Here is a 22,560-nt window from a genome sequence, read left to right as displayed (position 1 = left end):
ATGACTTATCTCAGTTTCAAGGTTGCTAGACCTACCAGCACCAAAATAATAGAAATTATCCAAAATCGAACAATGACTCTTGGCTCTGGCCAGCCTTTTAATTCGTAGTGATGATGAATAGGTGCCATTCTGAATATACGCTGACCGCGCAGTTTGTAAGAGCCCACTTGCAGAATGACCGATAGGGTTTCTATTACAAACACACCGCCCATAATTATCAGCACTAATTCTTGTCTTACTAAAACGGCAAGCACACCCAAGGTGCCACCAAGCGCCAGCGAGCCCACATCACCCATAAAAACTTGCGCAGGATAGGTGTTGAACCACAAAAAACCAAGGCCAGCTCCCACCATGGCGGTACACACAATAACGAGTTCACTGGTAAGGGGAATATGAGGAATATTTAAGTAAGCTGCGAAGTTTGCGTTACCCGTTACATAAGCAAAAACGGCAAATGCACCAGCAACTAAGATGGTAGGCACAATGGCTAAGCCATCTAGGCCGTCCGTTAGGTTAACGGCATTACTTGTACCCACAATGGCAAAGTAGGTAATAATTATGAAAAACGCGCCCAACTGAGGAAAGACTTCTTTAAAGAAAGGTACCAACAGCGATGTTTCGGCACTTAATGTTGCGCTACTGTACAAGTAAAAAGCGACACCTAAAGCTATCACCGACTGCCAAAAATACTTCCAGCGCGCTATCAAACCTTTAGAATCTTTGCGAATAACCTTTCTGTAGTCATCAACAAAACCGATAATGCCGTAGGCAACAACCACAGTAAGGGTTACCAACACATAACGATTTGATAAATCTGCCCAAAGCAAACCACTAATAACAATGGCCGCTAAGATAAGTAATCCACCCATAGTCGGCGTTCCAGACTTCGACAAATGACTTTGAGGACCATCGTCGCGTACCGTCTGCCCTATCTGCATGTTTTGCAAATAGCGAATCATTTTCGGACCAATTAGAATAGCGATAAGCAGCGCCGTAAGAGTGCTTAAAATAGCCCTTAATGTAAGATAGGAAAATACATTAAACCCAGAATCAAATTGAGTTAGCCAGTCGGCTAGCCACATTAGCATTTATCGTGCTCCTCATTTGTGTTGCTTCGTGCGAATGAAGAGGCTTCGATAGCCTTTACGACACGCTCCATTTTCGAACTGCGGGAACCTTTTACTAAGATAGAAATATCCCCAAATGCATTAACCACATTGTTTTCAAAGGTTTTCACTAAGCTGTCAACGTCGGCAAAATGCGCGCCGTTAACATTAAAAGCCTGGCTAGAAAGTACACTGAAATCGCCCATGCTATACAAATAATCAATGCCCTTCAGCTTGGCATACTCGCCTATCTGCTGATGATAGAATTCCGACTCATCGCCGAGCTCCGCCATATCACCGAGCACAAGAACTCTAGTACCCGTAAAGTGACTTAATGTGTCTATGGCCGCCTTCACTGATGCAACGTTCGCGTTGTAGCTATCATCGAGCAGTCTAATTTTTGTATTCAATTGCCTAACGTTAAGGCGACCATCGACTTGCTTCATCGAGCTTAGCCCAGTTCGAACATGATCAAGAGTGGCGCCAACGTTGAGGGTAAGCGCTGCTGCAAGTAACGCATTACCAACATTATGGGTACCAGGAATGGTTAGCTGAATATCAACATTGCCCTGCGGACAATTAAGGACAAACGATGCACAGCCGTCTTGTTGCATATGAATATCTGAAGCATAAAAGTCAGCGGCATTTTTCTGATTAGGTGAAAATGTCAGTGTTTGCGTGCCCTCCAGCTTATCTAGCCAAAAGCTTGCAAACTCACTGTCTACATTAACAATAGCAATTCCGTCATCACCTAAGCCGTCAAAAATTTCACTTTTTGCCCGCGCCACACCGTCTATACTGCCAAAGCCTTCTAGATGAGAAGCTGCGGCGTTTACAATCGTAGCAACGTCGGGCTTTACTAAATCTGTGGTGTAAGCAATTTCACCTTTGTGGTTGGCACCTAACTCCATGACAGCAAATTTGTGATGTTCTTCTAAACGAAGTAACGTAAGAGGCACGCCAATATCGTTATTAAAGTTTCCGTGCGTGGCCAGCACGCTGCCACAAGACTGCAAAATAGCAGCACACATTTCTTTAACTGTGGTTTTACCGCTGCTTCCTGTGATAGCTAGCGTTTTGGGTGCCACACATTGTTTAACCGCAGCGCCCAATAAACCTAATGCTAGCTTTGTATCGTTTACCTGAACAACAGGTAACGACGTTTCAACTTGTTCACTGGCTATAATAGCCTTCGCGCCAGCAGCCTCGGCCTGCTTCGCAAAATCGTGTCCGTTAAAGTTAGGTCCTTTTAGCGCAAGATATATCGCGCCCTCACGAATGGTTCGCGTATCGGTGCTCACATCAACAATGTGGCAATCGGCTCCCACTAATTTACCGTTAATCTTTTCGGCTACCCATGACAGCGTTGTTTTTATCATTAGCTGTACTCCTGCTGCAGTAGCTGTTGTAGCTTGGCTACAACCTCGCGTTCATTGTAATTTATCGTTTCATTACCAATAATTTGGTAGTTTTCATGCCCCTTCCCCGCCACGATAATAATATCGTTAGTCGCAGCTTGGTCTAGGCAGTAGCGAATGGCGGTTTCTCTATCAGAAATGGCAACAGCAGAATCCGGGTTGTGCAGCCCATCCATAATGTCTTTTGCAATTGCTTCAGCCGCTTCGCTTCTACTGTTGTCTGTTGTAATAATAATTTTGTCTGCGCCAGCTTCTGCGGCCTGCCCCATTAACGGGCGCTTACCTTTATCTCTGTCTCCACCACAGCCAAACACACACCACACTTTTCCTTCAGTATGCGCCCTAGCGCTGTCTAGTACTTTTTCAAGGGCGTCTGGAGTATGTGCGTAATCCACCACCACATTCGCATTCGCATTAAAAGTGAAGACTTCCATGCGTCCGGCTACAGGCGTAATAGCGTTAACCGCATTAACGACGCCTTCAAAACGTTCGCCTTGTTGAAGCAAGACAGCAATGGCACTTAGCACATTACTTACATTAAAAGCACCAAATAAAGGTAGCGATATCAACGCATTTCCCCATGAGCTTTGGATCTCAAACCGACAACCAGCGTCATGATATTCTGCGCTTCTTGCAAAGCAGTACTTCGTTTTTTCACTGGCGCCATCTTGTTGGTAAGTACTTACAAGCTTCGTGTCATTTTCAATGCCTGTCCAAATCCGAGTAATGCTCTTATCTGCACAAGCATCCCAGTGTTCACTTTCTTTATCGTTGGCATTAAGCACTACGGCACTTAATCCTGGCTGGGTAAGCAACAAGCGCTTGGCTTTTGCGTACTCCTCCATAGACCCGTGGTAATCAAGGTGATCTCGCGTCAGATTAGTAAATACGGCGATGTCTGTTTTTACATTTCCCAAGCGGCCCTGCACTAGGGCGTGTGAACTGGCTTCAAATGCAGTATGTCGAACTTGGCTTTGCACAAACTCTGCCAACACGTACTGCATGCGAATAGCATCTGGTGTGGTGTTAGCTGCTGGCGTGGTTTTCCACTGAGTTTCTTCGCCCTCAAAAATACTGTTTCCCAAGGTGCCTATACTTGCACTTCGGGTGCCTAGCGCATCTTTAAGCTGCGTAAGCAGTTGAACTGTCGAAGTTTTACCGTTAGTACCCGTTACAGCAACGGTCATCATTTTCTGTGCGGGGTAATCATAAAACGCCCCCGCAATTGACGACAATAAACTGGGCAATTGGTAGATAGAAATAATCATGCTGTGGTCGCGCATTTCCATCTGACCATGGGCGTCACTGTCGTCAGTTTGCGCCATAATGACTCTTGCCCCTAAGCTAATTGCTTGAGGAATAAATTCTCTGCCATCGCGCTCATGACCTTTTACAGCAATAAACGCCAGCTTTGTGTTTACCTCGCGACTATCAAGGGTTAACCCCTCAACGCGAATATCTGGCGCATCTATTTCAAACTTTGCTAACAACGCACGAATACTTTGGGTGAAGGCACTAACTACCACTTTGGCCTCCTTTTAAAAATCGACTGAAGGTGACTTGTTTGTCATCTGGCGTAACGTTCAAAATATGCAGCGCGCCGCCCATAATTGAAGAAAAAACAGGTGCTGCTGTGTCTCCAGCATGATACAAATCACCACCGGGTTCGTTAATAAGCACGACAGTAACCAACCTAGGATCAGACACAGGTGCAATACCGGCAAAAATATTCACGTATTCTTCGCCATAGCCACCTGCTACTGCTTTACGACTGGTGCCGGTTTTACCCGCAACGCGGTAACCCGGCACAGCAGCTTTGGTGGCAGTGCCTCCACGCTGCGTAACGCTTTCCATCATTTGCACTATCGCTTTTGCATTTTCTTCACTGATAACTCGTTCAGCCTGTCCCTGCCACGCGGGTTGCTCCGGTGACTTGATCATATTCAACGGCATTTTTATCCCACCGTTTGCGATGGTGGCATATAGCCTTGCCAATTGAGCAGTCGTTACTGAAATACCGTAACCAAAAGATAAGGTGGCTAATTCAAACTTCGACCAACGACTTCTTTCGTGAAAAATACCGCTGCTTTCACCTGACATATTGAGCCCAGTATCACTCATTAGCCCAAGGTTATAATACGTATCTAAAAGAAAGTTCTTAGGCACCGAAAGCCCTAGCTTAGACGTGCCCATATTACTTGAATGCTGGATAATCTCTTCTAAGGTTAGCTCGCCGTAGTTTCGAGAGTCTTTCACTAGGCTGCCGCCAAGACGCATCCAACCTGGGTTAGTGTCTACTGTATCGTTAGGCTCTACTTCACCAAATTCTAGTGCTGTAAGCACCGCAAGGGGTTTAAGGGCGGAGCCAGGCTCAAACGCATCTGTTATAACGCGGTTGCGCATTCTGTGTGGCGCAATATCGCTTCTATCGTTTGGATTAAACGAAGGCGCATTCACCATAGCCAATACATCGCCCGTCTTTACGTCGACCACCATCGCCGAGGCAGAGCTCGACTGGTAATAAATCATGGCTTCTTTAATTTCTTTGTACGCTAGCGCTTGAATTCTCTGGTCGATAGCTAATTGGAGATCACCCGCTTTTTCGCCAGCTTTGGTTTCCAAAATTTCTACCTGACGCCCCTTGGCATCACGACGAATTTTTCTTGAGCCAGGTGTACCGGTAAGCCACTCGTCGAACATATGCTCAAGGCCCTCGATGCCGGTATCATCAACGTCGGTTACACCGATAAGCTGGGCAGACACTTCACCAGTAGGGTAGTAACGGCGACTTTCTCTGCGCAAATAAATGCCTGGAATATCAAGTTTATCCACGTACTCGGCCATAGCTGGCGATACTTGGCGCTGTAGATAAACGAAACGACGCTTGGGATTAGACACTTTCTCTTTGAGCTCTTTCACGTCTTGCCGCAATACATCTGCTAATGCATCCCAACGACGCTCTTCTTCAAAGCCATTGTTCTCGTGGATAACTTTAGGATCGGCATAAATAGCTCTTACTGGCACGCTCACCGCTAACTCAACACCGTTGCGATCGGTAATAATTCCACGGTATGTAGGCATATTGCGTGTGCGTAGCGTGCGACTATCGCCCTGCTGAATGAGTTCATCGGGCTCTATCACTTGAATGTACGCAGCACGGGCCGCTAGCATGGAAAACACCAAACCAATCATCACAAGCACAACAATAAAGCGCCAATGCATAAAGCTTGGCGTAACATTCTGCTTTGCACCTGTTTTTTTGCGTGAACGAGAAGTTGATACTGTACTCATTTGAGTCTCACCACCACTTCGTCATCGGCAGTGGGGCGATACATGCCAAGCTGCTTTTCAACCAGGTTTTCTATTCTGTTGTGTTCGGTTAGCGCACGCTGTTCAAGAACCAGATTTCGCCATTCAACGTCAAGCTCGTCTTTCTCTTGCATTAAGTCTTCTAAAGCAATGACCTGCTGACGGTTGTGGTGGCTACTCAAAATCACCGCCATTGCACTAACAATAACCATCAAATACAACAAAACCCGCAACTTGTTGCGGGTCAAATCTGAAACCATAATCAATATTAAATTAAAGTTCGTACTGGCTTTGTCTGGCTTAGTCATAGTTTTTCAGCCACACGTAATACGGAGCTACGAGAGCGTACGTTATTCATCACTTCTTCCTCAGAGGGCTTGATTGCCCTGCCGAGTGCTTTTAATACTTTATCTGCATCAATTTCTGCCTGAGTTATAGGCATATTGTGGGGAACGACTTTGCCTTTGCTTTGCTCTTTGATAAAACGCTTAACCAATCTGTCTTCTAGAGAGTGAAAAGAGATAACGGCCAGTCGCCCCTCTTTGGCTAACACTTGCGTTGCTGCTTTTAAACCAACGCGAAGTTGCTCAAGCTCTGCATTGATGTAAATACGAATACCTTGGAAAGCGCGTGTAGCTGGGTGTTTATACTTGTCTTTAACTGGCACTGCTTGGTCGATAATTGTCGCAAGTTGCGCCGTGCGCGTGATAGGGGTTTCCTTGCGCGTGTTGACGATAGCGTGCGCTATTCGCTTACCAAACTTTTCTTCGCCAAACTCTTTTATCACTTGAGTGATGTCTTGCTCTTCAGCATGTGCTAACCAATCTGCCGCACTTTGTCCTTTAGACGTATCCATGCGCATATCAAGAGGTCCGTCTCTTAAGAAACTGAATCCGCGCTCAGCATCGTCTAACTGAGGTGACGACACGCCCAAATCCATCAACACGCCATCTACTTTCCCAGTAAGACCAAGACTTTCAATCTCTTCAGCCATATTGCCAAAAGGTGCATGAATAATGCGAAATCGCTTATCTTCAGCAAAGCGCTCAGCGGCCTGAATAGCTTGAGGGTCGCGGTCAAAAGCAATTAACTGACCATCACCGCCCAACGCATCTAATATATGCGCAGAGTGCCCACCACGACCAAAGGTTGCGTCAATATAAATACCGCCGGGTTTTATGGCTAACGCCTCTATACATTCATCAAGCAACACGGAAATATGCTTAAACTCGCTTGATGATGAAGTGTTTTGCGTTGTCATAGAGAAAAATCCTGTAGCCGTTCGGTTAGTTCAAATTCGCCTTTGCGTTCGGTGTCTATATCAACCTCAATTTGTTGTGCCCATACTTCGGCATCCCAAATTTCAAATTTGTTTAACTGACCAACTAACATGACTTCTTTTGATAGCTTTGCGTGAGCACGCAAAGGTGTAGGTATAAGAATTCGACCGCTTTTATCCATCTCACCTTCCGATGCATGACCAAGCAGTAAGCGCTGCATACGGCGCTCTGCCGGAACCATACTAGAAAGCTTGATAAGCTTAAGCTCGATTTCTTCCCATTCGGGAAGTGGGTAAAGTAGCAAACAACTTTGTTGTGTATCGACAGTGCAAACTAGTTGTCCCTCACAATCATCCAGCAGCGACTGCCGATACCGCGTAGGTATTGCCAGTCTGCCTTTTGTATCCAGGTTGATTGCGTTAGCGCCGCGGAACATTCCCCTAGCCTTTTATTATTTACTGTTATTTTTATTAATTTTTGAGTACTAATTTGCAAAGTGATGATGATTTGATCCACATTTCGCCACATTTACCCACTAGGTTACAGTTTAGGTACCAATGTTCCCCACTGTCAAGTATAAAAATGGCGTGTAGGCCGCGTATTCACTGGCTTTAAACTGGCTTTATATACAGTGGTTTTAGGAAGTGTATGATAAGGCATGCAAAAAAGAGGAAAATGAAAGGAAAAGAAATAAGACGCGAAAAAATTAATCGATGAACTGCATCAGGGAGTGTGGCAAAACTGGGGCGTTTCAATCTTAACTATAAATCTTTGCACTGCTGTTTTAGATTGGGCTTAGTAGAACTAAAAACCCCGCTATCTAGCGGGGCTTGGCTTTTATACTTGCTGCGCTGAAATACCGCTATTATTCGGTTGGCGCTTCTTCGCTGGCCGCTTGGTCTTCAGGCTTAACCGCTGAAAGCTGCATATTACGAATAGGGTTCTCTGTATCGTTTGATAGCTCAACTAAACGGTTAAGTTGACCTACCGACATCATCACAGCGTAAATTGCGCCAAGGAAACCAGCTTTATGAAGTTCAATCACTTGTTCTTCTGGAAGCTCAAGTAGCTTCTTCTCGTTAATGCTCATCATGCCAGTAACATTGCGCTGCTTACCGTCTTGGTAAGTAAGGCGAATTTGGATTTGATCGAGAAGGTCTAACTCAACTACCTTGGCAACAAAACGCTGAGTAAGCATTTCACTGTTCGCAAGGTCTGCTAAGAACTTCTGACGGCCGTCTAAGAACTCACTTGGCTCACCAGCTTCAGTGAATAACGCTTGACCTTCACCGGTAGAAACTAGATCGCTACCTTCATCAATGTAAACACCTAACTTGTCACCGTCAGGACGCACGTCAAACGGGTAACGAATAATGTTCATTGGTACATGCGGCCCCTTCCACGTGTCGCCAGTTAAAAACAAGTTTTGCCCCTGCTCCATGCCTAGCATAGTCACAACGTGGTGGCGCTTAGACGTTGGATCTTCAATAAAAACTAGAGGCATAGTTGCTGCAAGTTGAGCAAACTCGCGGATCGTTGCCGCTGCTAGGTGAGTATTTTTTGCGAAGCTGAAAGATGAATTTACCGCAACCTTCAGGTCTTTATGCTTTTCTTTATCTAGCGGTACAAAATTAATAGCCATATTTATTTCTCATACTTGTTAACGGTGGCCCCTGCTTTTGTTTTGATAAGTGCGGAGCCACAAAAAATGATGTTGTGCCGTTCAGATGACGTATCGCCATTGCCTATCGGCTGAGCGCTGGGAATATACCTTAATCGCGCTGTGGAGTATCCCGTATTCGTGCACCGAAGTCACGCAGGCTCCACAATAACAAGTTTTAAATTTTTATTGCAATGTAAACTTGACGTAAATGCTCACAACCGCTTTAAAATTGAGCAATTGAGGTCATATGCTCGCTCGAACTTTGGCTCTCGGCGTTAAAAAAAGCAGTCGTTGTAGCGCAAACCGATATGCATTAATCTTCTAATGAACATGATGACAACAAAAATAAGGATAACAAATGAAGGGGCGCTTGATAAAAACACACTTTTCAAAGAGAAAGTGCGCACTAGCTTTAACGACATTGTTTACGTTAGGGACAGTGAGTGAAGCCACGTTGGCCGCTGCTGCTCAGGAGCAGCCTCAATACAGTGCATCTGAAAAGGCGGTAGCCATTGCTAGAGAGACTATTATAGTGGACGGTCATATTGATGTGCCCTATAGAGTGAAAAACCAGTGGGTAGATGTGACTAAAGCTACCGAAGATGGAGATTTTGATTATCCAAGAGCGGTTGAAGGCGGCTTAAATGCCCCCTTTATGAGTATTTACGTGCCAGCGAGTTTAGATAACTCTCCAGAATCTACACAATTAGCTCATCTACTTATCGACTCTGTAGAGGCTATAGTTGCAAGAGCACCTGATAAATTCGCCATTGCTAGAAGCCCTAGTGATGTGAAGTCTCACTTCGAAAAAGGCGTAATATCACTTCCATTAGGAATGGAGAACGGATCTCCTATTCAGGGCAACCTCGACAACTTAAATGATTTCTACGAGCGTGGCATTCGCTATATAACTCTTGCCCACAGTCAGTCTAATCATATTTCAGACTCTTCATACGACTTGCGTCGACAGTGGAAGGGATTAAGCCCTTTCGGTAAACAGCTCGTTACCGAGATGAATAATATTGGCATTATGCTGGATATCTCACATGTATCTGACGACGCCTTTTATCAAGTTGTTGAACTAACCAAAGTGCCCGTTATTGCATCGCATTCGTCCCTTCGCCGTTTCACGCCGGGCTTCGAGCGTAATATGAATGATGACATGATTAAAAAGCTAGGTGAAAATGGCGGTGTGATCATGATTAACTTTGGCTCTAGCTTTGTTTCTAAAGAGGCCGGGCAGTGGCGTACAGGTCTAACAAACGCACGCAAAGCGTTGATAAAAGAAGAAGGCGAGGATAGCCCTAAACTTGAAAACTTTGAGGCTCAGTATCGCAAAGAAGTCCCCTATCCTTATTCAACCCTTGATGAAGTGCTTGATCATATCGATCATGTTGTAGAACTCATTGGTGTTGAACACGTGGGTATAGGCTCAGATTATGACGGCGTTGGTGATTCTCTTCCAATAGGACTTAAAGACGTAGCAAGTTTTCCAAATTTGGTACAAGGATTATTAGACAGAGATTATAGCCGAGAGGATATCGAAAAAATCCTCAGCGGAAACTTATTGCGCGTTTGGCAAGAGGTCGAAGACTACGCCAAAAGCCATTAGCTTCGCCTCTATAGCGCTTTGCCAAGAGCTTATTTAAACTGCGATAGATAATCTATAAGCATGAGTGTCATGGTAGGAAACAGTGGGTTAGATTTGGGCACCGCGCAATCTTCCTGCTTATTGACCATATTGGCGTTAAACTTCATTTGCGCTAGCAAAGGTTTGTTAACTACCAAATCGGCATGACACAATTCATAGGACTCATCGATGACGAAAAACGTATTGGGTCCTTTGCTTTGCTCTATCAGGTTTTCGACACCATATATTGGCGTTGTTGTATCTGCTTGTGAATGAGCTGCAAATATCGGCACATCAAGCTGCTGACCATTGTCGATAGTATCCCGAATGTCATTGATAATATCCATTAACTCCAAACCAGCAAAGCCTGCGACATTGGGATATTTGTAAGGGTTGGGGCCGTGAGTTTCGTAGGCGCCGTCGATCATCAGTGCAAGAAGTTTAATCCCCCATATGCGCGACATCCCTTCAGCGTTATCAGATAAGGCCAAGGCACCTGAAAATAGCATCAAACCATCAATACGCTCGTCATTTTTAAAATGATTATCAACAACTAACGCTCCGCCAGTAGAAAATCCTCCAACAACAAGCGTTTCGCCCATTGTACTGGCTAGCGAAATCACGTCGTCTATGTGTAATTGCCAACGCTCAGCTAGATCCCAATCGGACATGTTATCTCCGGCATCCCGCAAGCCATGCCCTGGCAGTAGCGGTACTACAACAGAAAAACCTTCATCAAAGAGTATTTGTGCAATAGCGCGCATAAAAAACGGAGAATCACTTAGCCCGTGCACCAGTACAGCTACACGCTCACTTTGTTTGTTATGCATAATGAAAGGCGCATTCCCTTCATTTCGCAACACATTGCTACACACGCCATACTTGTTTAAGGATGTCTCACGACAGGGCTGCGTTTGTCCCCATTCTGCTTCATATAAACGTTTAAACTCTTCATTTACCTCATTACCAACTGCCATCGTTGATGAAAAAAACAATGAGAAAGCAGCAAAAAGTTTAAAACCTGGTTTTGTTAACACTGTAAATCTCCATGAAACAAATGTGTGATAAGACATCTCGAAAAAGCGCAATAAAAAACGGGGCCATGATAACACGGCCCCGCTGTATGTTGTTCTGATTAGAGTTGAGTATTCAGAACATAGCGACAAGTCTGTTAGCTAAAGTACGCCTCGAGATCGTCAGAACCACCAATGTGTTTACCGCCAATGAAAATTTGAGGCACAGTTTCTCTGCCGCTAATTGCTGATAAGCTTGTTAACGTTGCGTCTTTACCTAGCACTAACTCCTCGTAATCAAAGCCTTTTTCAGTAAGTAACGCTTTTGCTTTCGTGCAGAATGGGCAACCTGGTTTTGTGATAATAGCAACCGGAGCATTTGTAACTTCATCAGGAGCAATATAGGACAGCATAGTATCGGCATCAGAGACTTCAAAAGGGTCTCCTGGCACATCTGGCTCAATAAACATTTTATCAACTACGCCGTCCTTAACTAACATCGAATAACGCCAGCTACGCTTTCCAAAGCCCAGGTCGGCTTTGTCTACTAACATACCCATGCCATCAGTAAACTCACCATTACCATCTGGAATAACAGTAACATTTTCTGCTTCTTGGTCTGCAGACCATGCATTCATTACAAAGGTATCATTGACCGACATACACACGATGTCATCGATACCATGCTTTGCAAACTTCTTGGCAAGTGCATTGTAGCGAGGTAAATGAGTTGATGAACATGTAGGTGTGAACGCCCCTGGTAGTGAAAATACCACTACGTTTTTGTTAGCAAAGATTTCTTCTGTGGTTTTTGTTACCCACGACTCACCTTCTCTGCATTGAAACGTAACACTTGGTACTTTTTCACCTTCTTTGGATTTAAAACGACCCTCAGACATAACTTCCCTCACTTTTAAAAAGACTAACTGATTACCGACAAGCCTAGTGCGTGTTAAATCACAAATCAATAAAAAGCAGCGCTTATCTACAGTGAGATTTTAAAACCTGGTGTAAGCACGTTAACAATGCTGCCACGTTGTCTAAAGCCACCATTAGGTATTCACCTACATTCGTAAATATCGTTTTTGATGCTGAACAATGTTGGGAGTGTTCTATGCTATTGCAAATAGGTTACCCGTAGCGTACTTCAAACCGATAAGCGCATATTGGTAAAAGCAGTTTATTAAGAGTTTACTAGAGGGTTGGTACCATGATTATTTTGGTCGGCGGTGAAAAAGGTGGTAGCGGTAAAAGTTGCTTAGCCCAGAATATAGCAGTGTATTTACGCACTGAAAAAGGCGCAAACGTGCTAATGGTGGATTGCGATCCTCAACGCACCACTTCTGATTGGATCCAAGAAAGAAAGGCTAACCCAAGGCTTGCTGAAATAAACTGCGTTCAGTTATACGGTAAAATACGTAACGAGTTACTCAACTTAAGGCAGTACTACGATTACGTGGTTATCGACTGTGGCGGTCAAGATAATTTAGCGCTTCGCTCCTCTATGGCAGTTGCTGATCATATTCTTATTCCGTTGCGCCCAAAGCGCAGAGATCTGAAAACTGTACCTCACATGGAAGATATTCTTTCAACGTGCAAAATGGTGAACCCCAAAATGAACGCGGCCTTCGTTATTACTCAGTGCCCATCATTGCCAAGCCTAGCGGGTCGAATTTTAGAAGCAAAAGAAGTATGTCGCTCATTTGGAATTCCAGTGCTAAACGCCGTTACATTCAGCCGCAATATGTATGACGATTCTGAAGAATCTGGCCAGTCTGTAATAGAAAGCGAGCCTGAAGGTAAAGCCTCTCACGAGATTAGAACATTATTTGAAGAATTGTTAGCTGGAAAAGTGGAGGATTCGCATGAGTTTACTCAGCCTCAAAAAGTCGAAGCCATCAGCTAAAACAACGCTTCATTCGGTAGATGCTTTTATAGACGATGCGATTTCCTACGCAGCGGGTGTGCAAGTACTCGGGCAAGAGGAAATTGCACAGGCTAAACATCGTCATATTGAAGGTCGCAGCACTGACACGCACCCAGTGCATTTAAAATCGGTGGATGCACCTTATGTGCAAAACGAATCGTCTTCAAGCATACAGGGCCATACTCAACGACAGTTAAAAACGAAGCAAAAGCCAGATGCGAAAGCAGGTGAGAAAGCTTATGAGAAAGTAACAGCCAAAGAAACGCAGCACACTGACAAGCAGATCTTTCAAGGTAAAAATACGTATCTAGGCATGCGTCACGCTACCTTTACCCTAACACGAGAGTGCATATCTCAGCTTTCGTTGCTCTCACAGGACAGCGGAATACCCAAATCAGCGCTTATTAGAAAATGGATAACCAGAGAGTTTGAAGAACGCCGAGTGATAAAAGACTCAAAAAACTAGCTTGCTGAAAAGCATCTATTTGAACGGCGAACACCTTAGACTTGAAGGGCGAATACCTAAGACAAAGTAGTTTGAAAATGGGTTGTTTATTTACTTAATACAACATTATCCGAGCGAGAGGCATGAACTAAAGACGTGTTGAACTTCACGGTCTAATTCCAAGCCTACACGAACATAAAAAGGCCAGCACGTGCCAATAAAGGAGTATCTTTATATAGTTTCGGTGCGCGAAATCGTTCATACTCAGACCCGACGCTGTCATTGAGCATTGAGGCACATCGGCGGCTTACATTGCACCTACTTAATAAAGAGAAGTTACTACGCAACTCAGGAGGACGAACGTGGTTTTCGGTATTCGCACAGCGCTTACGCTAGTTTTGACTCTGTTTCTCAATGTTGCTGCTCTTTATCTTGTCACAGCCTCGCCTGCATACGCCGAAAAGAGCAACGCTTCCGAAATAAAGGTGATACAAGGTCTGCTAGATGCAAAACAGTACGAAGATGCCGACCGTCAGGCACTTCTTTTCGCTGAGTCGGCACTTCAACAGGAAACACCCACATCCGGCTTTTTTACATTAGCGGAACTGTTGCAAACGTCATCCCGCTTTGAATCATCTATTGCAGTATTAAATGCTGCCCTTGAAGCATATACCCGAGAAGGAAAGTTATCCGAAGTTGCCCGAGCACTTTTGTATCTTGGTCAATCTGAGCGGCAGCTTGCAAACTATGTGACGGCTCAGGATTACTTGCGAAGAGCCATGTCTATTGCTCAAATGAAAAAGCAAAAGCTTCTGCAAGCTAAGATCAGCTTAGAGATGGGTATCGTTTTTAAAGAGCAAGGGGAGGTAGAACAAGCGTTGGTACCTTTGAAAGAAGCCCTTGGCATCTTCCGCAATAATGACTCTATCGCCGATTCGAGCGCATGCTTATCTCATATCGGCGATATTTACGCCCTTCTAGACCAAAATACTCAAGCTCTTTCTTATTACAACGACGCATTTTCTGCTATCTCCAATACGGCTAATAAGCAGTTAATGGGCATCATTAAAACCAAGCTCGGTGCGCTTCAACTTAAAAATAATGAGAAAGAAAAGGCACTTCGCTCCATCACAGGTGGCCTAGATTTGCTCTTGGCGACAAATGATGTTGGAGCCATTTCAGAAGCTAAAATAGTGCTGGGAAGAGCTCTTATCGAAACAGGAAATGAACCAAGAGGAATAAGTTTATTGCAAGAGGCAATGAGCTTTGCCGCCGAGTCTGGGCAAACTCGTCTGGTAAATGATGTTCGATTAGCTCTAGCGCAAAATTATCTTAGAGAGCAAAAATTTGATCTTGCCCTAGCCTTCGCCAGCGAGGGATTAACGGATGCCCGAGAAAAGGGAAATTTACGAGGCCAACTTCGCTTTTTAGCTATTCAGCTTAGCGCGAGCGTTTCGTTAGGCGATTTTCAAAAAGCGTTAGATATTCAGTCTGTAATTCAGAAGCTTCGAGAGGCTTTGCTAAGCTCAGAAAACCAAAACGCATTGAAAGGCTTACAAGCTGAAATTGAACTTGTTCGCCAATCTAAAGAGCTAGAACGACTAGAAGAATCTAAACAGCTTGTTATTGCCCAAGCAGAGAAAGAAAAACTAAAAAACACCTTGTTCTGGAGTGCATCACTGGCAGTACTGCTAATGATGTTTTTGTTGTGGAGCCGATTTAAAGAGCGCCAACAAACTATCATACTTCGCCGTGAAGTTAGGCTACAAACAGAGGCACTTCAAGACAAAAATAGTGAGCTGGAAAGAGCATATAAAACGCTCGAACACGTCAGCTTAAGAGACCCTCTCACCGGGCTTTATAACAGGTATTATTTAGAGTCACAGTTACCCGAAGAAATTAAGCGCAGCCAGATAGAAATAAGCAAAAACGTGACAACGTCTGGAAAACACGACCTTTTGTGCTTGCTTATCGATATTGATCATTTCAAACGTATTAACGATGATTTTGGCCACTTGGCGGGAGACAAAGTTTTAGAAGGTTTTGCAGCCGTTCTTAAAGAAGTATTTAGAAATACAGACTTGATTATACGTTGGGGAGGTGAGGAATTCCTCGTGGTTTGTAGGCATTCCTCTCGCGAGGAACTACCAGAACTTGCCGAGCGTTGCCGAGAGACAGTTGCCAGCCATGTATTTGATATCGGCGATAGCAAAACAATAAAAGTAACCTGTAGCATTGGGTTTTCAATTCTTCCTCCTAATGAAATCGTGAATTTCGACAACGCATGGCGGCGAACTTTCGAAGTGGTGGATTACGCACTTTACGCTGCAAAACTTTCTGGTAGAAATGGCTGGATTGGCGTAATTGAGACGTATAATACAACGACGTCGAATCGGACATCGTTAGATAAAAAGTTCGATTTTCCGAGCTCGAGAATAGCAACCTCATTTAATAATATTGCCAGTATTCATTGGCCTGAAGAAGTAGCGGGGTAATAACATGTATAAAGGAAATTGTGAGTGCCAAGCGGTTAACTTCGAATTGTCTGATGCCGTGAAAGTGTCGCCTCCTGTACCTCCAATGGCTTTGCCTGAAGAGAGCATTTCTGAGCATGTACATGATGAATATACGCTGATGCTAGAAGCCGATAAGCAGCATGTTATTATAGACTCAGCCCCATCAACGGTTAACACGCTTCACACCGCCAGTGGCGAAACACATCATGTTTGTAATCAATGTGGTACTTTACTATTTGTGGAAAAAAGCCCCAACGTATTGCATCTTAAAGTAAAGTTTTTGGGCCACAACCAATGCCCGACGTGGTGACCCGTAACACGCTTAAACTGCACCTCAAAATATCGCGTTATAGGGTAGTAATTATTTCCCCTTATACTTTGATGAAAATATAGGCTAGACTCGAAATGTTGAGCGTAAGATTCGATTCGGCTGTGTTCGCATGTACCGTATAGGTGCTGTTTGTAAAGTTAGTCTTCACTTACCTCTTCATTCATATTGATCAAATCAGCAAATGGAGTTTCACCATGAAAACAAAAACGATTGCGTTAGCGCTATTACTCAGCATATTCGGCGTAACAGGCTGCTCAGAGTCTAAAGAAGACACGAAACAAGAAGTCATGTCAGAAATGGAAGAAGCAGGTGAAGCCACAGCTGAAACCTATGAAGATGCGAAAGAAGAAGCCGCAGACTCTTGGGATGACGCCAAAGACAGCGCGGAAGAAGCATACGAAGACGGTAAAGGTATGGCGTCTGATGCGTATGAAGAAGGTAAAGAAAAAGCCTCTGATGCCTATGAAGAAGGCAAAGAAATGGGCGCTGATATGATGGAAGAAGGCGCAGCAAAAACTGAAGAGTTAAAAGATGCTACTGCTAAAAAATTGCGTGAAGCCTGCATTAAGATGAAAGAAAAAATGGGTGGTGACGTAAGCGAGTGTGACACGAAAGACTAAAATCGCTGCTTTAATGTCGTTTGGTGGCCTTAGCGACCAAACGACAATAACACTTAAGTTACGCCATCAATCACTGCTTTTTATATCTTCCATGTGATACTTATCAATCAACGAATAAAGCGTTGGGCGAGTAACACCTAAAAGCTCCGCCGTTTTTGACATATTTTTCTCCGCTTTCTGATAGGCATGTCTAATTGCTTTACTTTCAGCTATTTCTCTTACTTCTCGAAGATTTAACGTGGTGGGTTCGTCAACACTATCTACCGGCAACAGTCCTAAATCGTCAGGCTGAATTACCGTCCCCTCTGCCATGATAACTGCTGACTTGAGCTTGTTCTGCATCTCTCGAATATTACCCGGCCACTTATGGGCTAATAATGCATTGACGGCAGACTCTGAAAAGCTTTTTGCTTTCGATTTGAACTCTTCGCGGTAAATATTCAAAAATGTCCGCGCCAATAAAATAATATCTTGGTCGCGGTCTCGAAGCGGCGGTATGACGATTGGCATTTCTCCTACTCTATAATACAAATCTTCTCGAAAGCTTTCGTTTGCAACCATGGCCTGCAAATCTCTGTGAGTCGCGCAGATCACGCGTATATCGACGGGTATTTCACTTCTTCCGCCCACCCGCTCGATAACTCGCTCTTGCAGAAAACGCAGCATTTTTGCCTGTAAACCAATAGGCATGTCGCCTATTTCATCGAGAAACAAGGTGCCACCCTGAGCGGTTTCTATCTTACCAAGGGTGGTTTTATTTGCGCCTGTAAACGCCCCTTTTTCGTAGCCAAACAATTCGCTTTCCAGAAGGTTTTCTGGAATTGAGGCGCAGTTTATGGCAACAAAAGGTTTTTCTTTACGCGGGCTATGCTCGTGAATGCTGCGAGCAAAAACTTCCTTACCGGTTCCACTTTCACCAAGCAACAAGGTACTAATATCTGTGTTAGCTATTTTCTCAGCGCGCCTAACCACAGTTTGTATAGCTTCACTATTGCCAACAATTCTAGACATTCCTGTTCTGGTTCTGGCCAAAATAGCGTTTTCATGTTCTAGTTTTGCTAAGTTTAACGCGCGATTAACTAACAGCTTGATTGTGTCTGAATCTATCGGCTTTTGATAAAAATCATAGGCGCCAAAATCGATTGCTTTTAGCGCATTTTGTTTGTCACTGTTCCCCGTAACAACTATCACCTTGGTTCTAGGCGCAAGAGAAATAATGTCATGTAAAATTCTAAGGCCTTCTGATGCATTTGCAGGGTCTGGCGGCAATCCTAAATCAAGGGTAACCACTTTTGGCTCATGACGACGCAATTGCGCAATAGCTGAGGCATGATCATCGGCAAATACGACGGTGTAGTCTGTTAAACTCCATTTAAGTTGTTTTTGGATACCGAGATCATCATCTACTACCAAAATGGTATCTGTCATTATGTCATCCTATTATTTTACTTCACTGTCCGATGCGACTGTAATAATCGTGCTCTGCATACTTACATGGCGCTGGTGCATTGCTCCGGTACATAGCTCCGCTACATAATTCCGCTAAATTGCTCTGCACTGTATGCCATTCTATGTTAATCCGTACGCTAGCTTGTGTAAGCTGTTCACCGTATCATTGTATTGTATAATTCAGCACTGCAATCACTATATTTGAACCGCTGTTATGCAAATCGTCACAAGGTTTATCACCTCTAATCCGTGATACTTTGATGGCTGATATCTTGAACCTTGAGTATCTATTACCTTTAATGCTTAATGCTATACTATTGGAAAATGAAGAGTAAAACAGCTACCTTTTCCAACTTCACTTGTTACCACTAGCTTACCGCCTATAGACTCTAGGTATGTTTTTGCATCGTAGGCTCCAATACCCATCCCTGCATTCCCTTTTGTGGTATCAAAAGGTTTGAATAATCGCTCTTCTATGAATGACTTTTCCATGCCTATGCCAGAGTCTTCAATAAGCACTAATTGTGTATTTTGCGCACTATCTACATTTAATACCACATCAATCTCGCCATCATCACTCGTGGCTTGCTGGGCATTACTTATCAAGTGATAGAGCACATTCGCTACTTTTTCTTTGTCCACCACCACAGACCTTTCTTTCATTAGATGCAGTTTAGGCACTGGACTTAATGAGCTACACCGCTGCTTTATTACCTCATCAATAACACTAGAAAGATACTGCTCATCGTTAACACTGTCCTCAACAACTTTTTTATCCGTAAGCTGCTTTAACATTTTTTCCATACGCGCTTTAGTATGTTCAAGTGTTTCGAAGGTGTCTTCAATAAATTCGGGGTTGTGTTTATGCTGCTGAGCATTAGCCAGTATTAGGTCAACCTGAGCCAGTACATTTTTTAAGTCGTGGAGCACAAATGCTGACATGCGATTGAAGGCAGCAAATTGGGCATTTTCGGCCACAACCTGCGCAGCTTCATGATGTTGTATAAAAGTTCCAACTTGCTCTGAAACTGCATTGAGGTAGTCTTTCACCTCCCAATTCAGGGTTACTTTTTCTTTGTCTCCAGCGGCTAATACAGCAAAGCCCCACACGTTGTTATCCTGCATGAAAGGAATAAAAAGTTGGTAATTCCATTGCTTTAGCACCTCTCTGTCTAGTTTCAACCCTTCGTAGTCAAAGGGCTTAACAAGGTAGGCATCGGTATCGATAATCCAGCCGTTCTCACCGCTATATTCAACCAGCTTGTTGAGCATACTGATTTGCTTTTCATCAATCTCAGCATGGCTAAGCTGCGATGCTTTAGCGATGCATTCAATACCACTTTTTGAGACCTTGAAAAGCAAACCTGAGTCGTACTGAACTGCATTTAGTAAGCCGGTTAGTCCTGCGTGATAAACATCTGAAGTGCTCTCTCCCGAACGAGTCAGCCATTTAGTGAGTTTTACCCATTCAACACGGTAGTCGTATTGATTGGCAAAGAAGTGCTTAGTAATAAAGATTTTTATCTTGGTTCTAAAAGCATTCGATAAGAAGACAGTGGCAAGAAGCGCAAATGACATCACCACAAGTATGATTTGTACTGTTGCTCCCCAACTACCTCCAACAAAGTTAATAGCGTAGCCAATAACAGCCATAACGAACAAATAGCCACCAGCAACAAGGAGCAATGAACTGTGCAACACCACGTCTCGAGATATAAAAATATCGATTCCCCAGTGATGAATACGGCGAATTGAAATAACCAGAAGCGGCATAAGAAGAAAATAAATATAACCACGAGCTGCGATATAGCCAACTTCCACTTGATTAACCATAGTGGCATTAGCGTAGGTTACAAACTCAAACACATTTGCAGCGCCAAGATAGATAATAAGCGGTTTAAATGCCCACTGTTCTCTTCCCGCCTGTCTATAAACTACTTCTAACAGCACCAGTACCTCAAGAGACAGCACTATTAGTGTTAAAAAGCTCCACGCAGGATTGGCAGCAAAAAAATAAGGAGAAGCCAGTGCAAAACAGGCCGGAGCCAATATCATTAACGTTGTCGGACGCCTTAGAACGTGGTGAAGGCTTTGAAAATTAGTTTGAATACAGCTTGCGAGAAATAGCAACCACGCTAGTTGCTTCACAATATCAACAGTAAGTAACCAACTTAATGAAATAGGTCCAAAAAGCAGCGTGATCAAGCTTGTTGACCAAATAACCGTGGTAGCAGTAGCAAGCACAAGTAAGTGCTTTGCTACGCCTGGTTTCCTTACCGTCAACAATAAAAGTAGCAGTGCAAGATGCGCTAAGCTGTTAAGCCCGTACCCTAAGTCTGAAACCATTTAGTTGCATTCGTCCTAGTGAATAATAATTTTTTTACGGTCTTGTGGGCGCTCTCAATAAGCCCCCTTCACACAACGTCTAACGCTTTTTCACCACTAGCGAGCCAATGGAGTAACCTGCTCCAAAAGAACACAGCACGCCTAGATCGCCTGAAACAAGGTCTTCGTGATTTAAACCAAACGCTATCACTGAGCCCGCCGATGCTGTATTCGCGTATTCATTAAGTACAATCGGCGCTTCTTGTTCAGTTGCATCACGACCAAGCAGGCGTTTACAAATTAGCGTGTTCATATTGATGTTCGCTTGGTGAAGCCACCAGCGCCTTACATCAGCAGGTGAAATGTCATGTCTAGCGAGATGCTCTTCAATATGACTTGCCGCCATAGGACACACCTCTTTGAACACCTTGCGCCCAGCCTGATGAAATAGCTTATCGACACCATACGGATCAACGTCTTCCGCGCGGGTTAAGTAACCAAAATTTGAACGAATATTGTTGGAAAATTTAGTTACCGCTTTTGTGCTCAACACGTCGTAAACATGTTCACTCTTCGCTGTGTCAGCCAACTCCATCACAGTTGCTGTCGCTACATCACCGAAAATAAAGTGGCTGTCGCGATCCGTATAATTGATTTGCGGTGACACTAATTCTGGGTTGATCACAAGTACTCGAGACGCGTTTCCAGCGCTAAGCATTTCAAACGCTCTATGCATCCCAAACGTTGCCGCCGAGCAAGCTACAAGCATATCAAAGCCGAAGCCTTCTATATTCAAGGCCTCTTGAACTTCAATAGCAATGGCTGGATAGGCCCTTTGCGTGTAAGCACAAGAAACAATAACGGCATCAATATCCTCAGCGCTTACTTTAGCCGCGCTCAGTGCCAAACGTGCTGCTTCTACCGCTATTTCTGCTTGATGAGAAAGTTCATCGTCGCCTCGCGGAGAAATTTTAGGCTTCATTCGGTTTATATCTAACGCACCATCTTTCTTGTAGATATAACGACTTTTGATCCCAGAAGCTTTTTCAATAAACTCCGCACTTGAGTACGGCATCGCCACTACTTCGCCTTTCTCTATTTCTTCTTTGTTTTTATCGTTGAAACTATCGACGTATGAATTATAACTCGCCACCAACTCTTCATTGGTTATGCTCTCTTCGGGGTGCCAGACACCAACGCCACTGATAACGACTTGCTGAGACATAGTAATACTCTTCTAATTATATGGTAACCAAAGGCATGCAAACGCAAATAAAAGGTCTGCTGAACACCTTTATGACGGCCATTGCCATTAGACCAACATTAAAGACAGAATAAACACTTTGAATATTCGAATTAGGCAAGTCTTTAATATAACAATCCGATAGCGATTTAAGTTACACCGTATCTTTTGTTATAGCTTACCTCAATACACTCGCCCTGTAACTATTCTGTGATATAGAGCAAACTCTGTGAATTGTATTGCATCAACCTTTTGGGGCGGGGATAAAGGCCCTGTAATAAACAG

General features: G+C 43.9%; 19 protein-coding genes. 6 read left to right on the top strand and 13 right to left on the bottom strand.

Going from position 1 to position 22,560, the window contains the following annotated elements:
- Positions 1-5: 5 nt before the first annotated feature.
- The 8 genes from mraY to GTW09_RS13160 form a co-directional block, all read right to left on the bottom strand.
- Entirely contained in the window at positions 6-1,088 is a 1,083-nt protein-coding gene (mraY, locus tag GTW09_RS13195) for a phospho-N-acetylmuramoyl-pentapeptide-transferase (RefSeq protein WP_071980383.1), read from the bottom strand.
- Positions 1,082-2,485 carry a UDP-N-acetylmuramoyl-tripeptide--D-alanyl-D-alanine ligase gene (locus tag GTW09_RS13190; RefSeq protein WP_163112257.1) on the bottom strand — a complete coding sequence of 468 codons (1,404 nt, stop codon included), beginning with the start codon at positions 2,483-2,485 and terminating at the stop codon, positions 1,082-1,084. The genes mraY and GTW09_RS13190 overlap by 7 nt, the downstream gene beginning before the upstream one ends.
- Positions 2,485-4,050, bottom strand: a complete 1,566-nt coding sequence (locus GTW09_RS13185) for a UDP-N-acetylmuramoyl-L-alanyl-D-glutamate--2,6-diaminopimelate ligase (RefSeq protein ID WP_163112256.1) — start codon at positions 4,048-4,050, stop codon at positions 2,485-2,487. The genes GTW09_RS13190 and GTW09_RS13185 overlap by 1 nt, the downstream gene beginning before the upstream one ends.
- Positions 4,040-5,815 (bottom strand): penicillin-binding transpeptidase domain-containing protein, encoded by a 1,776-nt coding sequence (locus GTW09_RS13180; RefSeq protein ID WP_071980386.1) that lies wholly within the window; start codon positions 5,813-5,815, stop codon positions 4,040-4,042. The genes GTW09_RS13185 and GTW09_RS13180 overlap by 11 nt, the downstream gene beginning before the upstream one ends.
- Positions 5,812-6,141, bottom strand: coding sequence for a cell division protein FtsL (gene ftsL / locus GTW09_RS13175; protein WP_163112255.1), 330 nt, complete (start codon positions 6,139-6,141; stop codon positions 5,812-5,814). The genes GTW09_RS13180 and ftsL overlap by 4 nt, the downstream gene beginning before the upstream one ends.
- On the bottom strand, positions 6,138-7,094 hold the full coding sequence (rsmH, locus tag GTW09_RS13170; protein ID WP_163112254.1) for a 16S rRNA (cytosine(1402)-N(4))-methyltransferase RsmH: 957 nt from the start codon (positions 7,092-7,094) through the stop codon (positions 6,138-6,140). Before rsmH ends, ftsL begins: the two co-directional genes overlap by 4 nt.
- Positions 7,091-7,549, bottom strand: a complete 459-nt coding sequence (mraZ, locus tag GTW09_RS13165; RefSeq protein ID WP_071980389.1) for a division/cell wall cluster transcriptional repressor MraZ — start codon at positions 7,547-7,549, stop codon at positions 7,091-7,093. The genes rsmH and mraZ overlap by 4 nt, the downstream gene beginning before the upstream one ends.
- A 429-nt stretch (positions 7,550-7,978) precedes the next feature.
- A complete protein-coding gene (locus tag GTW09_RS13160; protein WP_100972795.1) occupies positions 7,979-8,755 on the bottom strand; it encodes a SapC family protein in 777 nt (258 codons plus the stop codon).
- 379 nt (positions 8,756-9,134) lie between these two features.
- Here GTW09_RS13160 and GTW09_RS13155 point away from each other — a divergent pair, with 379 nt between their 5' ends.
- On the top strand, positions 9,135-10,388 hold the full coding sequence (locus GTW09_RS13155; protein ID WP_163112253.1) for a dipeptidase: 1,254 nt from the start codon (positions 9,135-9,137) through the stop codon (positions 10,386-10,388).
- Positions 10,389-10,417: 29 nt separating this feature from the next.
- Here GTW09_RS13155 and GTW09_RS13150 read toward each other — a convergent pair whose 3' ends face one another.
- Together GTW09_RS13150 and GTW09_RS13145 are read right to left on the bottom strand one after the other, a co-directional pair.
- Positions 10,418-11,383 (bottom strand): alpha/beta hydrolase, encoded by a 966-nt coding sequence (locus tag GTW09_RS13150; RefSeq protein WP_239059393.1) that lies wholly within the window; start codon positions 11,381-11,383, stop codon positions 10,418-10,420.
- A 194-nt stretch (positions 11,384-11,577) separates the two neighbouring features.
- Positions 11,578-12,318, bottom strand: a complete 741-nt coding sequence (locus tag GTW09_RS13145) for a glutathione peroxidase (RefSeq protein ID WP_071980391.1) — start codon at positions 12,316-12,318, stop codon at positions 11,578-11,580.
- 311 nt (positions 12,319-12,629) lie between these two features.
- Here GTW09_RS13145 and GTW09_RS13140 point away from each other — a divergent pair, with 311 nt between their 5' ends.
- The 5 genes from GTW09_RS13140 (at position 12,630) to GTW09_RS13120 (ending at position 17,258) form a co-directional block, all read left to right on the top strand.
- Positions 12,630-13,325, top strand: a complete 696-nt coding sequence (locus tag GTW09_RS13140; protein ID WP_100972796.1) for an AAA family ATPase — start codon at positions 12,630-12,632, stop codon at positions 13,323-13,325.
- The gene (locus GTW09_RS13135) at positions 13,285-13,812 is read left to right on the top strand and encodes a hypothetical protein (RefSeq protein WP_163112252.1); all 528 of its coding nucleotides are present in this window, start codon (positions 13,285-13,287) and stop codon (positions 13,810-13,812) included. Before GTW09_RS13140 ends, GTW09_RS13135 begins: the two co-directional genes overlap by 41 nt.
- Before the next feature lie 341 nt (positions 13,813-14,153).
- Positions 14,154-16,286: a diguanylate cyclase gene (locus GTW09_RS13130; protein WP_338024959.1), complete on the top strand. Its 2,133-nt coding sequence runs from the start codon at positions 14,154-14,156 to the stop codon at positions 16,284-16,286.
- Positions 16,287-16,290: 4 nt separating this feature from the next.
- The gene (locus GTW09_RS13125; RefSeq protein ID WP_163112251.1) at positions 16,291-16,617 is read left to right on the top strand and encodes a hypothetical protein; all 327 of its coding nucleotides are present in this window, start codon (positions 16,291-16,293) and stop codon (positions 16,615-16,617) included.
- 215 nt (positions 16,618-16,832) lie between these two features.
- Entirely contained in the window at positions 16,833-17,258 is a 426-nt protein-coding gene (locus GTW09_RS13120) for a hypothetical protein (protein ID WP_071980395.1), read from the top strand.
- A 66-nt stretch (positions 17,259-17,324) separates the two neighbouring features.
- Here the strand turns inward: GTW09_RS13120 and prsR are convergent, their stop codons facing one another.
- From prsR to GTW09_RS13105, 3 genes are all read right to left on the bottom strand, one after another.
- The gene (gene prsR / locus GTW09_RS13115) at positions 17,325-18,686 is read right to left on the bottom strand and encodes a PEP-CTERM-box response regulator transcription factor (protein ID WP_100972799.1); all 1,362 of its coding nucleotides are present in this window, start codon (positions 18,684-18,686) and stop codon (positions 17,325-17,327) included.
- Positions 18,687-19,016: 330 nt separating this feature from the next.
- Complete coding sequence (gene prsK, locus GTW09_RS13110; protein WP_163112250.1) at positions 19,017-21,053, bottom strand: XrtA/PEP-CTERM system histidine kinase PrsK; 2,037 nt, start codon at positions 21,051-21,053, stop codon at positions 19,017-19,019.
- A 79-nt stretch (positions 21,054-21,132) separates the two neighbouring features.
- Positions 21,133-22,257 (bottom strand): beta-ketoacyl-ACP synthase III, encoded by a 1,125-nt coding sequence (locus tag GTW09_RS13105; protein ID WP_163112249.1) that lies wholly within the window; start codon positions 22,255-22,257, stop codon positions 21,133-21,135.
- Between the last annotated feature and the right edge of the window lie 303 nt (positions 22,258-22,560).

Source organism: Alteromonas hispanica, assembly GCF_010500915.1.
In the GTDB taxonomy this organism is placed as follows: domain Bacteria; phylum Pseudomonadota; class Gammaproteobacteria; order Enterobacterales; family Alteromonadaceae; genus Alteromonas; species Alteromonas hispanica.
The sequence above is the reverse complement of the archived record's forward strand: the minus strand, read 5'-3'. Positions and strand labels throughout refer to the sequence as shown.